The following is a 14,594-nucleotide window of genomic DNA, read 5'->3' on the forward strand; positions in this document are numbered from 1 at the left end:
GGCGGATCCTCTCCGGCCGCTCCGCGCGGGTTAACCCGGGCCCACCCGTTCGTTCACGTGCGGGCCCGGGTCCGCGTCGGGTGCCCGGGGGAGCTCCCCGGGCACGGCGGCGGCCCCTCAGGCGGGAGCCATCAGCAACGGCCTTGCCCGCTCGCGCAGTTCCACCACGCGCGGCTCGTCCCCGTAGGGCTCCAAGCGGTGCAGCAGGTCCCGTACGTACTCCGTGGTCCGCGCGGAGGAGATCCGCCCGGCGACCTCCAGGGCCCGCGTCCCCTGCTCGCACGCCGCGTCGAGGTTCCCTGACTCCAGCTCGGCGACCGCCGACACCACCAGGCGCAAGCCGTGGGAGCGCACGAACTCCTCCGTGGGCCGGGACAGCGCCTGCTCGGTGAAGCGGCGCACCTGACGGGGTGCCTTCAGGTCGCGGTAGCACTCGGCGGCGTCGGCCGCGAAGCGGTCGTAGGAGTAGAAGCCGAGCCAGGACGGGTCGTTGTCGCCGTCCCTGGCCCGCTCGAGCCAGCCCTCGGCGGCCCGCAGCGCGGCGCCCGCCGCCTGTGCGTCGTTGGCACGCGCGTGTGCCCGTGCCTCGACGAGCCGGAAGAAGCTCATGGTCCGCGCGGTGGCCAGGCCGCGGTTGCGTTCGAGCGCGGCCTGCGCGAGGTCGACCCCCTCGTCGCCGAAGCCGCGGTAGGTGGCCTGGAGGGACATGGAGGCGAGGACGTATCCCCCGAGGGGCACGTCCGCCGCCGCGCGCGCGAGCCGCAGCGCCTGGATGTAGTAGCGCTGGGCGGCTTCCTGCTGGCCCGTGTCGAAGGCCATCCACCCGGCGAGGCGGGTCAGCTCGGCGGACGCCCCGAACAGGGCGCGGCCGACCTCGTCGGAGTACGACCCGAGCAGCAGCGGCGCCGCCTCGACCCGCAGGCACTCGGGGACCATCGACGAACGCCAGTCGCCGCCGCCGTACTTGGAGTCCCAGCGCCGCGCGTCCTCCGCGGCCTCTCGCAGCTTCAGTACGTCGCTGTGCCCGACCTTCAGGGGCGCGCCGGTGTCGTCGGCGGGCACGGGGTCCTTGGAGACGTCGCGGGCGACCGAGCTGTCGGCCGGAGTTATCAGCCAGCGCGATGCGGGCGTCGCGTAGGCGCTCACCGCGAACGAACCGGCGAGGGACTGCCAGATGCCGCCGCTGCCCGCGCGGCGGCCCGCGAGATCGAGACGGTAGAGCTCGGTCGCCGACTTCACCGCCGCTCCCACGTCACGAGGGAAGGCGAGGCCCACCTCGGGGGCGGGGTCCGCGTCCGCGAGACCGATCTCGTGCAGCGGCACCGGGCGGCCGAGCTTCTGCCCGATGGCCGCCGCGATCAGATGGGGCGCGGCTCCCTGGGGCACCATGCCCTTGGACACCCAGCGCGCCACCGATGTCTTGTCGTAACGAAGCGTCAACCCGCGTTGAGCGCCAAGGTCGTTGACCCTGCGCGCGAGTCCCGCATTGCTGATTCCCGCGAGGGCGAGAACGGTGCCGAGCTTTTCGTTCGGCCCGCGTTGCTCCCTGGACATGCGCCACCCCTCGACACAGACGGCTGCCGGGCAGTGGCTGGACCGCGCGGCATTCGTGCTGCGTTCCCCCGAAGGCAGCGGCACCCGCGGCCACGCGCACCGTGACGTGAGCCCCGGTCGTCGTGGCCGGAATCCCGGCCGCAAGAGCGTTTGGCCGATCCTCCAGGTATATGCCTCCGCGAAAACATCAGCACACACAGCGTAGTTCGCCGCATCCCAAGCGTTAAGAGGCCCAGTTCCGTATGGCGAGATTGTTGTCCGTACGGAAGTGCGGCGTCGTCACTGCGTGCTCCCGGCGTGTGGCCGTGCGCCTGTGCGTGCGCTCTTCTCCGGCCATGGCGGGAGCGCTTCCATTGGCGATGCGTGGGTCGGCCCGCTGCGCTGGAGTCAGTGGGCTGGGGGACACCGCCGCCTCCATCCCCGCGGGCGGCGGACCGGTCCGGGAGGCGAACACCGCCTCCCGGACTGTGTGTTGCCTTCGAACGGTTCCTGCGTGGGCGCATCACAGGCCGATTTGGCCGAAAACCGCCCCTCGAAAGAAGCGGGCATTTCGCCCATGTGCCAGGGGAGAGCAAGGAGAAGGGTATCGTTCTGCCCTTCAACTAACGCCCATACAGGGCGCATTCGCCGCCGCACGAGCGGCCCCGTAGCCCCTCCCGCACGCCTCCTTCGTGGCAGCATGGGACCCCAGTTCCTTGGCGTACTGGTCGTCCCGAGCTCCGTCGGCACCTTCGCCGGATCCGTCGACGGTTCGTCCACAGCCTGTGGAGGCAGCGATGCGGTGGTTGGTGGGGTGGAGCAGTACCGCCGCGAGGGCCTCGGTGGTGGGCTCGGCCGGTGCCACCGGAGACAACGGCGAGACCGTGCACCCGGTGGGCTCCCAACTCCTGTGGGGCGACCCGGATCCGCTCTGGGCGGTCGGCGACTGGCGCGCCGACGAGGTGCGGACCGTGACGGCCGACGAACAGACCAGGATCGCGGTGCTCGGCACCTGCGGGGCGTCCGACGAGGAGCTCCGGGTGGGCCTGTTCGCCGCGCGCGGCGGCGCCCTGCGGCACCTGACCGCGTGGTCCGGCAGCTACACCGCGGTCGTCCAGGTCGGCCGCCGCATGATGATCGCCGGTGATCTCGCGGGCGCCCGTCCCGTGTTCTACACCCCGTGGGCGGACGGCACGGCCTACGCGACCGCCGCACTGCCCCTGGCGGACCTCATCGAGGCCCACCTGGACATCGGCCACCTCGCGGCCCTGCTCGCCGCCCCCGACGTCCCCGAGGCGCTGCACGACTCCACGCCCTACCAGGGCGTGCGGCGCGTGCCCCCGGGGCACGCACTGATCCTGCGCGCGGGCGCACGGGAGATCGCCGGATACGAGGCCGTCGCCTCGCTCGCCGTCGCCGCGCCGTCGACCGACGCCGACAGCGCAGTGGACGGCGTGCGCGACGCCCTCGTGGAGGCCGTGCGCGCCCGGCTCACCGCCCCGCGCCACGTGCCGGGCATGGACGTCGACCCGGGCCCGGTGCCCGGCATGGGCCCCGCGGAACGGCGCGCGGCGCGCGGCATGCCCGTGCCCGGCATCGGAGCCGACCTCTCCGGAGGACCCGCTTCTGGAACCCTCGCCCTCCTTGCGGCCGGGCTGCCCGGCATGCCCGGCACGGTCCTGGGCCACGGCACGGGCGCGGGGGAGCGGCTCCTCGCCGTCACCTTCAACGACCTGGCCGTCAACGGCCGCGAGGCCGAACTGGAACGCGCGGGCGCCATCGCCGCCAACCCCCGGCTGCACCACGTGGTGGTCGCCGCGGGCGAGGACGCCCTGCCCTACGCCGACCTGGAAGGCCCCCTGACGGACGAGCCGAGCGCCGCCCTGGTGACCGCCCAACGCCACCGCGCCCGGCTCTCCTCCGGCAGCGCGGACCACTTCACGGGCTACGGAGCCCGGCAGGTGCTCGACGCCCACCCGGCCCGCCTCGCCGACCTCCTGATGGACCGCAAGCGCCGCCATCTGGTGCGCCCCGTGGCCGCGTTGGCGAAGGCCGACGGCTCGGTGATGGTCCCCGCGCGCGTGTACGGCGCGGCCCGCAAGCTCGCCAGGATGCCGCACCGCGCGGGCGTCGAGTCGCTCGCCGACCGCCTTCTGCAGCGGCGCTTCGACGAACCGGGAGGAGCCGTGGGGGCGTCGCTCGCCGCCCTCGCATGGGCCAGACCTGGCCCCGCCGCGCGCTGGCTGACCGGGGAGGCCCTCGCTGAAGTATCGGTTCGCCTCCAGGACACCCGGATGCGGCCCGGCGGCAACCCCGGCCAGCGCCCCGGTGACTTCCGCGCGCGGGCGGCCCTCGCCCGGCACGCCGCGGACCTCAGGATCCTGGAACAGGCCGCCGAGGTCCGCTTCCAGCGCCTGCACGCGCCGTTCCTGGACAACCAGGTGGTCCGTGCCTGCCGCGCCCTCCCCGAGGCGCTGCGCGTCCAGCCGGGAGCCCGCGCCGAGATCCTGCGCACGGTCCTCGAGGGCGCCGGAGTCGCCGATCTGCCGCCCGGCTGGGGCGCGCCGTCCCACGCGTCGAACGCGGCCGCCGCCCGCACCGGCCTGCGCGTCGCGGTGGACGACCTGATCGCCCTCTTCGACACCCCGCTGCTCGCCCAGGCGGGACTGGTCGAGGCCCGCGTCGTCCGCAAGGCGCTGCGCTCGGCGGCCGAGGGCGAGCCCCTCCCACTGGACGGCCTCGCCGACCTCGTCTCCACGGAACTGTGGCTGCGCAGGCTGCTGTCGCGAAGAGGAACGTGCTGGACGGGGACTCCAGCACGGCAACGGGCGGTTCCTACGGGGACTGTGGTTCCGCAGCGGGGGGCCCTCGGGGCCGGGCGCTAGGGGGCAGACCTAGGGCCTGTCCGGCGGATCATGGCGCTGTCGCGGGGTGTGGCACGCGCTCCCCCCCCAAGCTCTCGGCTCCGGTTGAGCAAGGGAGGCCCCACTGCGTTGCCGCCCTCCTCCGCCTTGCAGCCGTACGCACCAGGCCCCGCTCGCCCGCACCGGACGGTGGTCGCCACCCGAGCGCGCCCTGATCCGCCGGACAGGCCCTGGTCCCCGCGCCACCCGGCAGAAGGCAAACCCCGCGCCCCGACGCGCCGCGCCAGGGAGAATGGGCCGGTGCGGTACGGAATCCTGGGCGCCACCGAGGCGTATGACGAACAAGGCACGCCCCTGTCGGTGGGCGGCCCGCGGCTGCGGGCCCTGCTGGCCGCCCTCGCGCTGCGTGCCGACCGCACGATCGCCGTGGAGGCCCTCATCGACGAGGTCTGGGCCGACGCCGAGGACCCGCCGGCCGACGCCCCCGCCGCCCTCCAGGCCCTGGTCGGCCGGTTGCGCCGCGCCCTGGGCAGGGACGCCGTCGCGTCGGACCCCGGCGGCTACCGGCTCGCCGTCGACCCCGACGACGTCGACCTGCACCGTTTCGAGCGCCTCGCGCGCGAGGGCGGGGCGCTGCTCGACCGAGGGGAGCCGGAGACCGCAGCCCGTCTCCTCCGTGCGGGCCTCGCCCTGTGGCGCGGGCCCGCACTCGCCGACCTGCCCGACCGCTCCGCCGCCACCCGTCCCGAGGCCCGGCGCACCGAGGCCGTCCGCACGCGGATCGAGGCGGACCTGCTGCTCGGGCACGCCCCCGACGTCGTACCGGAGTTGCGGGAACTGACCACCGTCCATCCGTACGACGAGCCGCTGCACGCCCTCCTGATCCGCGCCCTGCGCGACGCCGGCCGCGGGGCCGACGCACTCGCCGCCTACGAGGAGGCACGCCGCACACTCGCCGACGGGCTCGGCGCGGATCCGGGTCCGGAACTGCGAGCGCTGCACGGGGAGTTGCTGCGGCTGCCGGAGAGGGCGGGGCGACCGGAACGGCCCGAGCGGCCCGCCCGCCCCGAGCCCCCCGAGCGCTCCGAAAGGCCCGAGCGCCCCGAACGTCCCGCGCGGAACGGGAACATCCGCACCCGCTTGACGTCTTTCGTCGGGCGGGAACCCGAACTCGACGCCATCCGTTCCGACATGCACAGGGCCCGCCTCGTCACCCTCACCGGACCGGGCGGTTCCGGCAAGACCCGTCTCGCCGAGGAAGCCGCCGCCGGGCATCCGAAGGCATGGCTGGCCGAGCTCGCCCCGCTCGACCATCCCGAGGCGGTGCCCGGCGCCGTCGTCAGCGCGCTCGGTCTGCGCGAGACCGTGCTGATGACCAGCGAGCTGACCGCTGCGCAGGACGACCCGGTCGCCCTGCTCGTCGAGTACTGCGCCCCGCGCAGCCTGCTCCTGATCCTTGACAACTGCGAACACGTGATCGGCGCGGCGGCCGAACTGGCCGAGACCCTCCTCACCCGCTGCCCTGACCTCACCATCGTCGCCACCAGCCGCGAACCCCTGGGCGTACCGGGCGAGTCCGTGCGCCCCGTCGAGCCGCTCCCGCCCGACCCGGCGCACCGGCTGTTCACCGAGCGGGCCGCCGTGGTGCGGCCGGGATTCGACCTCGCGCAGGACGCCGAGGCCGTCGCCGAGATCTGCCGCCGTCTGGACGGCCTTCCGCTCGCCATCGAACTGGCCGCCGCCCGCCTGCGGATGCTCACCCCGCGCCAGATCGCCGACCGCCTCGACGACCGCTTCCGGCTGCTCACCAGCGGCGCCCGCACGGTACTGCCCCGCCAACAGACCCTGCGCGCCGTCGTCGACTGGTCCTGGGACCTGCTCGGGGAGGCCGAGCGCACGGTCCTGCGCGAGGTGTCCGTCTTCGCGGGCGGCTGGGACCTGGAGGCCGCCGACGAGGTCTGCACGGGCCCGGCCACCGACCTGATCGGCGCGCTCGTCGACAAGTCCCTGATCGTGGCCACGCCCGCCGACGAGGCCGCGGGCAGCGGCATGCGGTACCGCATGCTGGAGACCATCCACGAGTACGCGAGCGAGCGCGCGGCCGAGACCCCCGAGCTGCTCGCCGCCGCCCAGTCCCGCCACCGCGCGTACTTCGGCGGGCTCGTCGCCAGGGCCGAGGCCATGCTCAGGTCCGCGGCGCAACTGCCGTGGATCCAGCGCCTGGAGACCGAGCTCGACAACATCCGCGCGGCCCTCCAACGCGGCCTCGACGCCGAAGCCGTGGGCGAGGCGATCCAACTCGCCCTGAACACCGCCTGGTTCTGGTGGCTGCGCAACTACCGCAGGGAGGGCGCCGACTGGCTGGCCCGCCTCCTGCGCCTCGCCCCGCAGGTCACCGCCCTGCCCGAGGACGATCCGCTCTACTGGCCGTGGATGGAGGCGCGGCTCCTCCACCTGTTCCTGGTGGAGGAGTCCAGGATGTCGGGATCGATCCTCGCCGAGGGCGCGGAGCGGATGGAGTACGTGGCGCAGGTGCGCCGCGCCTTCGACAGGGAGGGCCCCGAGTCCGCCCGCTTCCCCGGCCTGATCTGGCCGTTCACCATCTTCTTCACCGGCGGCCTGCCCAAGGACGCCCGGCCCGCCCTGGACCGGTCGATCGCCAACTGCCGGACGTACGGCGGCGACTGGGAGCTCAGCGTCGTCCTGATGTTCCGTACGCACATGGCCGTCGACACCCCGGGCAACCTCTCGGGTGTCGACGAGGACCTCGAAGAGCTCAGGACGCTGAGCCGCCGGGCGGGCGACCGCTGGCTGCGCGCGCAGGTCAGCAGCGCGAGGGGCGAGGCCGCGTTGGCCCGCAGTCACTACGAGGAGGCGCGTGCCGCCTTCGAGGACGCACTGCGGCTCGCCTACGAAGTGGGCGCCTATGCGGAGACGTCCTTCCTGATGGCCAGGCTCGCCGAACTCACCTACTACGAGGGCAGCTCCGCCATGGCGTCGAAGATGCTGGACGAGGCGACCGAGGAGGCCGACCGCTACGGAGTGGCGGACTCACGCGCCTTCGTACGGATGCTGCGGGCGATGATGGCGCTGGACGAGGGCGACCCCACGCTCGCCCGCGAGCTGTGCGAGGAGTCCCGCCACGAGGCCGGGATCGGCTCCCCGCCACCGCAGGTCACCGCGGTCCTGAGCGGCCTCGAAGCCCAGGTCGTCGCCCTCAGCGACGGACCGGACGACGGCCTGCCGATCCTGGTCGAGGCCCTGCGGGCGGCCGTGGACACGCAGTGCTCCGAGGTGGTCGTGGCGTCCCTGGTGGACACCGCCGCCAGGCTCCTGAGCGAGATCGGCGACCATGTGCGCGCGGTGCGCGTGCTGGCCGTCGCCACCCGGCTGCGGGCGGGCTACCGACGCCCGGCGCGGGCCGCGGCCGACGCGAAGCAGGTCGAGACGCTGGCCCGCGCCGCCCTCGGCGCCCGGCGCTACGAGGCCGAGGCGGGCACGGGCGCCACGCTCACGACCGAGGGCGTCTGCACGGAACTGATCGCGTCGGCGACCGCGACCGCCGACTGACGTCTCAGGTGCAGCGCAGCCGGGACTGCGCCCAGTCCGCGAGCGCCACCGAGTCGAAGGGCGTGTGCGGCTCGACGACGAGCCGCACCGTCTTGCGCCCGGTCAGGTTCACCTGCACGGGCACCGCGGGGTCGCCGCCCTTCATCAGCGGCGACTGCCACAGCCGCGCCCCGTCCGCGTACACCGAGAAGCGCACCTGGCCGAGCCCCATCGTCATGTCGTCGACACCGACGAGCGCGTCGTACGTCGAGCAGCTGCGGTTCAGGTCGATCGTGACGGAGGACTCGCCGTGCACGGTCACCCCGTGCCCGTACTGCTTGTCGGCGATCGAAAGACCCCAGCGCTGCCACACCCAGCTGCTCTCGCCGAGCCGCATCTCGGGCTTGGTGCCGTCACCGAACGTGCCGTACCCCAGCTCGTTCCACTGGTAGACCTTCGGCGCCGGGGTCGGGGTCGGTGTCGGGGTGGGCGTCGGCTTAGGGGTGGGCTTCGGCGGGGTCGGCTTGGGCTTGGGCGGGGGCGTCGGCTTCGGCTTGGGCTTCTCCTTCGCGGGAGGCTTCGGCTTCGGCGTGGGGGTGGGCGTGGGCTTCGGGGTCGGCTTGGGCGCGGGCGGCGGCGGGGGCGGCTTGGGCTTCGACTCCGGGGACGGCGGCTTCTGCGGCACGATCGACTCGGAGACCGCGGGCTCCTTGGACTTCGGCGGCGGGTCCGCCTTGGGCTTGCCGCCACCGCCGGTCAGGGCGATCGCCGCGGCGACCCCGGCCGCCACGACGACACTCGCCGCGATGCCCGCCTTCGCCGGAGCCCCGAGCCCCTCGGACGCGGCGGCACCACCGCTCGCGGCGCCGCCGGACGAGGACCCGCTCGCGGCGGCCGCTCCCGCGGCCCCTCCGGCACCGGCCGCCACCGTGCCGCCGCCGATGAGCGCGGCCACCTTCGCGTACCCCGCGGCACCGAACCAGCCGATGACCGCGATCGGCACGACCCCCGGGATGCCGCTGGCGACTTCCTTGATCTGGCCCGCCGCGAGGCGGCACTTGGCGCACTCCTCCAAGTGCTTGCGAAGGCCGCGCTCGGCACGGGTGCGCAGGCCGCCGCGGGCGTAGGCGCCGAGCCGGTCGGCGTAGCGCGCGCACTCCTCGCTCTCGGTGAGCGTGGCACTCACGTGCGCCTGCAGATAGGCCTGTTTGAGGCCCTCGCGGGCACGGCTCGCGAGCACCCGCGTGCCGTTCGCGTCCAGGCCGAAGAGCGTGGCGACGTCGCTCGGGGACTCGTCCTCGATCTCCGTGTGCCACAGCACGGCCTGCCAGCGCTCCGGCAGGCTCCGGAACGCCTGCATGGCCATGGACTGCTCGGCCTCGTGCATCGCGCGGACGTCCGCGCCCAGGTCGAGGCCCGCTCCGAAGGAGCCAACGGACGCAGTGTCGTCGGACACCTCGGCGCCGCGGGCCGCCTGCGCGGCGAACACCGCGAAGTCGTCGACGAGCTGCTCGCGCTTGGCCGACTTCGTCCAGCCCGCCGCCACCCGCCTGACCGTGGTGAGCAGATAGGCGCGCACCGCGTGCTCGGGCCCGCTGCCGCCGCGCACCGCCTGCAGCATGCGGGCGAAGACCTCGGCGGTGAGGTCGTCGGCGGTGTGCGCGTCACGGCAGCAGGTGCGGGCGTACCGCCGGACGGCCTCGGCGTGCCTGCGGTACAGCTCCTCGTACGCCGAGTCGTCGCCCGCGCGCATGCCCGCGATCAGGTCGGCGTCGGGAAGTGGCGTTTCACCACCGCCGGGCGGCACCGCGCCCGCGCCGCCCTCACGCTGCGAGGGCACGCTCGGGTCGGCCCCGGACGCCGGGTCCGCGGCACCCGCGGGGGCACCGGCACCGGCCGGATGCGCCGCGCCGTCGCCGGGCGGCCCGCCCTGGCTCGGCACCTGCCGGGAGGGCAGCCCGCCGGTCTCCGTGCCGCCGCTTCCCGCGGGGGCCTCCTCGCCGAAACCTGCGGACGGCTCGTCCCGACCGTCAACACTCATCGCGGAACGCCCCCGGTTGCACACTCAGACCCGACCACCGGGAAAGAGTGCCACACGGCCGCGCTCAGACCGACAGCGATGACGGGCAACCACCCGTCCGGGGCGACTTCCCGTATTCGAGCACTACCGTTCACCCATTCGGGGAAGGCTCAACAGTCGCTGCGATCACTGGAGTTGAGCCTCCACCGCATGGAGCGAGCGGACAGGCGAACCGATCCGGCTACGCGGGCCGCGAGCGCAGCCCTTCGAGCAGGATGTCGAGCAGCCGCGAAGAGGCCGCCGCCTGCTGCGCCGCGTCCGGCAGCGAGGGCGCCGCCGTCGCTATCACGAGGAGCACGTCCGACACCGTCACGTCGGGACGCAGTTCGCCCGCGGCGCGGGCCCGCTCCACGAGGCGTCCGACGACGTCGAGCAGCGTCGCCGCCCCCGCGTCGTCACTCATGGCCGCGATCGTCGACTCCTCGACGGGCGCCTGGCGCTGTTCGATCAGACGCAGCTCGGGAGAGTCCGTGACCGACTGCCGCTGCTGCGGCACCCGCGCCTCGTCCTCCTGCGGGGCGCCCTCCTCGACGCCCACCCGCAGCACCTGCGGCGGCAGCAGCCTGCCCGCACCCGATGCCACGGACGTCCGCAGGAAGCGCGAGAGCGCCGACCACGGTTCGTCCTCCTGCCCGAGCGCCGCACGCGCCTGGTCGGTCAGCCGGGAGGTCTCCTCCTCGGCTATGCGCCGGACCAGCACGTCCTTGCTCGGGAAGCGTCGGTAGACAGTGCCGACGCCGACCCGCGCGCGACGTGCGACGTCTTCCATCGGCGCGCCGTAACCCAGCTCGCCGAAGACCTCGCGTGCCGCCCGAAGTACATGTTCGAGATTGCGCTGTGCGTCGACACGCAGTGGCGTCGTGCGCGCTCCTTCCCCCATGTCACGTCCGTTCCCGCTCGGGCCGACGGCTGATGCCGATGCGGCAGCGGAAGTCCAGTGGGTCTCCTGAATGTGCATACACGTTCCCCCGGTAATGACGTCTCCCCCCGGAGACACTCCCCGCCATTGGCTACCGGCGTGTGAGGAGCGAGCCCTTCCGCGAGCCCGGATTCTCGGCTCGACGAGCGCATCCCCCGACACCCCGACGTCACACGAACATAGTTGAGCCAGAGTCAATTCAGAAGAGGCGGGTTCCGCACAGGGTTCCCCCCAATCGGAGTACGCACCTTTTCAGGCCGTATCGAACCCCACCCCCGTACCCCCTCTCCACCCGCTGACCTGCATACCTTTCCCGAGCCGCGACGGGCCCGCGACCGCCCGCCACGCGCCGCCTCCGGTCACACAAATTGCCGGGGCTGTGGACAAACTCGGGAGCCGGGTGCGTCATGGGATGGTGAAGGCTGCGATCTCCCGGGGGACGACCCCCGCATCCCCGGACCCTGTGCGCGTTCTCGTCGTCGGCGGCGGCTACGTCGGCATGTACACCGCGCTGCGCCTTCAGCGGAAGCTGAAACCGGAGCTCAAGCGGGGTGAGGTCGAGATCGTCATGGTCACGCCCGATCCGTACATGACGTACCAGCCGTTCCTGCCCGAGGCGGCCGCGGGATCCATCTCGCCGCGCCACGTCGTCGTCCCGCTGCGCCGCGTCCTGGACAAGTGCCGCATCGTCATCGGCGAGATCCGCTCGGTCGACCACGCCAAGCGCACCGCGTCCTTCAGTACGCTCGCCACCGACGAAGAGGGCACGGGGCCTGTCGACATCACCTACGACGAGATCGTCATGGCGCCCGGCTCCATCGCGCGCACCCTGCCCATCCCCGGTCTGGCCGAGTACGCCATCGGCTTCAAGACCGTCGAAGAGGCCATCGGACTGCGCAACCACGTCATCGAGCAGATGGACATCGCCTCGTCGACCCGCGACCCCGCCATCCGCGACGCCGCCCTGACCTTCGTCTTCGTGGGCGGCGGCTACGCGGGCGTCGAGGCGCTCGGCGAGCTGGAGGACATGGCGCGCTACGCCGCGCGGTACTACCACAACGTCAAGGCCGAGGACATGAAGTGGATCCTCGTCGAGGCCTCCGGCCGGATCCTGCCCGAGGTCGGCGAGGAGATGGGCAAGTACACCGTGGGCGAACTGCGACGGCGCAATATCGACGTACGCCTGGAGACCCGCCTTGACTCGTGCGAGGACCGGGTCGCGGTGCTCAGCGACGGCGCGCGCTTCCCGACCAGGACCGTCGTGTGGACCGCGGGCGTCAAACCGCACCCCGTCCTGGCCGCGTCCGGACTGCCGCTGAACGAACGCGGCCGCCTCAAGTGCACCGCACAGCTGACCGTCGAGGGCGCCACGCACGCGTGGGGCGCGGGAGACGCGGCCGCCGTCCCCGACGTCACCGCTCCCGGCAAGGAGTGCGCGCCCAACGCCCAGCACGCGGTACGCCAGGCCAAGGTCCTCGGCGACAACATCACCGCGGCCCTGCGCGAGCGGCCGCTCCAGGAGTACACCCACAAATACGTCGGCTCCGTGGCGTCATTGGGACTGCACAAAGGTGTCGCGCACGTCTACGGACGCAAGCTGAAGGGCTACCCTGCCTGGTTCATGCACCGCGTCTACCACCTGAGCAGAGTGCCGACCATCAACCGCAAGTCCCGTGTGCTCGCCGAATGGACCCTGTCCGGCCTGTTCAAACGCGAGATCGTCTCCCTGGGGTCGCTCGAGCACCCCCGTGCGGAGTTCGAACTCGCGGCCGGGGGCAAGCGCCCGAAGGAGTCCTCCTGACCGGAGTCAGGAACTGCCCGCACAGGACCGGCGTCTGATGGATGTCAGTCCGGTCGGCCAGACTGTTCGTGTGACCATGGGCGGGCCGTCAGGCCGACACCGGGGCCGTGCGCCCCTCGACATGCTGTGTTTCCGATCCAGAAGCGACACCACGAGGCCTACCGCAGTGAACTTCACGCGCTGGAGCGCCCGGCTCCCCGGAACGCAGCGCCGCGCAGCAGCGCGGACCGAACAGGGCACCTCCCCGGCACAGCGGGGCGAGAGCTCCGTCCCCGCGGCCCGCGCCGAGCGGCCCGCGGACGGACCGGATCCGCTGCCCGTCGGCGAGATCGACGAACTGCCCGTGCGCGAGGTCCTCGACCACATCCCGGCCCTCGTCGCCCTCGTACACGGCGCCGACCACCGCATCGCGTACGTCAACGACGCGTACGTCGCGGCCTTCGGCCCCCGCCCCGTGGGCGAGCCCGCGCGCGCCGCACTGCCCGAGCTCGACGAACTGGGCCTGCTGCCGCTCCTCGACCAGGTCCTGCGCAGCTCCAAGCCGCGCACCGTCAAGTCCCGCAGGACGTCCGGCGGCCGTTCGTACACCTTCACGTGCACCCCCGTGACGGTGCCGCTCGGCGGCTCGGCGGCGGGCCCCGAAGAGGGCGGCGGCGTCCTGGTGTTCGCCGCCGACGTCACCGACCACGCCGAGGCCGCCGAGCGCCTGCGCACCAGCGAGCGCGCCCAGCGCGAGACGGCCGTCACCCTCCAGAAGTCGCTGCTGCCCCAGGAGCTGGAGCAGCCCGACGACCTGCGCATCGCCGCCACGTACCAGCCGGGCGGCACCGAGGCCGCGGTCGGCGGCGACTGGTACGACGTGATCACCCTCGGCGGCGGCCGCACCGCCCTCGTCATCGGTGACGTGATGGGCCGCGGCGTGCGCGCGGCGGCCGTCATGGGCCAGCTCCGCACGGCCGTGCGCGCCTACGCCCGCCTCGACCTGCCCCCGCACGAGGTCCTCCAGCTCCTGGACGGCCTCGCCGCCGAGATCGACGCGAGCCAGATCGCCACCTGTGTCTACGCGGTGCACGACCCGAACGAAGGAAGCCTCGTCTACGCCTCCGCGGGGCACCTGCCGATCCTCGTGCGCGACGAGAACGGCGTGATCCACCGCGCCGAAGAGCCGACGGGCCCCCCGCTCGGCACCGGCGGCTGGATGCACACGTCGGGGTCCGTGCCGCTCAGCCCCGGCTCGACCGCCGTCCTCTACACGGACGGTCTGGTGGAGCGGCGCAGCGAGGACATCGACGAAGGAGTGGCCTCCCTGGAGCGCGCCCTCGCCGGTGCGACCGGCACGCCCCAGGTGGTGTGCGACCGGCTGATCCGCGCCCTGGGAGTGACGGCCGACCACGACGACGACGTCGCCGTCCTGGTCCTCCAGCACCCGGCCCGCACCGGCTCGGACGCCGAACTCTTCCGGAACGCCGCCCTGGAGCTGCTCGGCGGCGTGGAAGCGGCGCCACGCGCGCGTGCCTTCGCCACGGGCGTCCTCGCCAGCTGGCGCTTCTCCCCGGAGCTGCACGACCTGGGCGTCCTTGCGGCCAGCGAACTGGTCGCCAACTCCCTCCAGCACGGCACCCCGCCGATGCGCCTTCGCCTGCGCCGCACCGACCGCCGCCTGATCATCGAGGTCACCGACGGCGACGACCACCTGCCGCGCCGCCGCCGCGCCGAACCGGCCGACGAGGCGGGCCGCGGCATCGCCATCGTCGCCACGATCGCCTCCAGCTGGGGCTCGCGCCGCACACCGGGCGGCGGCAAGGCCGTCTGGTGCGAATTCGCCCTCCCACGCGCGTAGGCCCCGGT

The 14,594-nt window shown here is 73.5% G+C and carries 7 protein-coding genes; 4 read left to right on the top strand and 3 right to left on the bottom strand.

Going from position 1 to position 14,594, the window contains the following annotated elements:
* Positions 1 to 117: 117 nt before the first annotated feature.
* The gene (locus CP970_RS22825; RefSeq protein ID WP_055548954.1) at positions 118 to 1,554 is read right to left on the bottom strand and encodes a hypothetical protein; all 1,437 of its coding nucleotides are present in this window, start codon (positions 1,552 to 1,554) and stop codon (positions 118 to 120) included.
* A gap of 776 nt (positions 1,555 to 2,330) precedes the next feature.
* Between CP970_RS22825 and CP970_RS22830 the strand changes: the two genes are divergently transcribed.
* Together CP970_RS22830 and CP970_RS22835 are read left to right on the top strand one after the other, a co-directional pair.
* Positions 2,331 to 4,418: an asparagine synthase-related protein gene (locus tag CP970_RS22830; RefSeq protein ID WP_055548956.1), complete on the top strand. Its 2,088-nt coding sequence runs from the start codon at positions 2,331 to 2,333 to the stop codon at positions 4,416 to 4,418.
* A 279-nt stretch (positions 4,419 to 4,697) separates the two neighbouring features.
* Entirely contained in the window at positions 4,698 to 7,967 is a 3,270-nt protein-coding gene (locus tag CP970_RS22835; protein ID WP_150493797.1) for an AfsR/SARP family transcriptional regulator, read from the top strand.
* 4 nt (positions 7,968 to 7,971) lie between these two features.
* Here the strand turns inward: CP970_RS22835 and CP970_RS22840 are convergent, their stop codons facing one another.
* Together CP970_RS22840 and CP970_RS22845 are read right to left on the bottom strand one after the other, a co-directional pair.
* Positions 7,972 to 9,987: a sigma-70 family RNA polymerase sigma factor gene (locus CP970_RS22840; RefSeq protein WP_150493799.1), complete on the bottom strand. Its 2,016-nt coding sequence runs from the start codon at positions 9,985 to 9,987 to the stop codon at positions 7,972 to 7,974.
* A 220-nt stretch (positions 9,988 to 10,207) separates the two neighbouring features.
* Complete coding sequence (locus CP970_RS22845) at positions 10,208 to 10,984, bottom strand: TetR/AcrR family transcriptional regulator (protein ID WP_055555874.1); 777 nt, start codon at positions 10,982 to 10,984, stop codon at positions 10,208 to 10,210.
* Between the two features lie 373 nt (positions 10,985 to 11,357).
* On the opposite strand from CP970_RS22845, the gene CP970_RS22850 reads away from it, so the two are divergent.
* Entirely contained in the window at positions 11,358 to 12,746 is a 1,389-nt protein-coding gene (locus CP970_RS22850) for an NAD(P)/FAD-dependent oxidoreductase (protein WP_055555872.1), read from the top strand.
* A gap of 166 nt (positions 12,747 to 12,912) precedes the next feature.
* Positions 12,913 to 14,586: an ATP-binding SpoIIE family protein phosphatase gene (locus CP970_RS22855; protein WP_055555870.1), complete on the top strand. Its 1,674-nt coding sequence runs from the start codon at positions 12,913 to 12,915 to the stop codon at positions 14,584 to 14,586.
* Positions 14,587 to 14,594: the final 8 nt, after the last annotated feature.

This window comes from Streptomyces kanamyceticus (assembly GCF_008704495.1).
In the GTDB taxonomy this organism is placed as follows: Bacteria; Actinomycetota; Actinomycetes; order Streptomycetales; family Streptomycetaceae; genus Streptomyces; species Streptomyces kanamyceticus.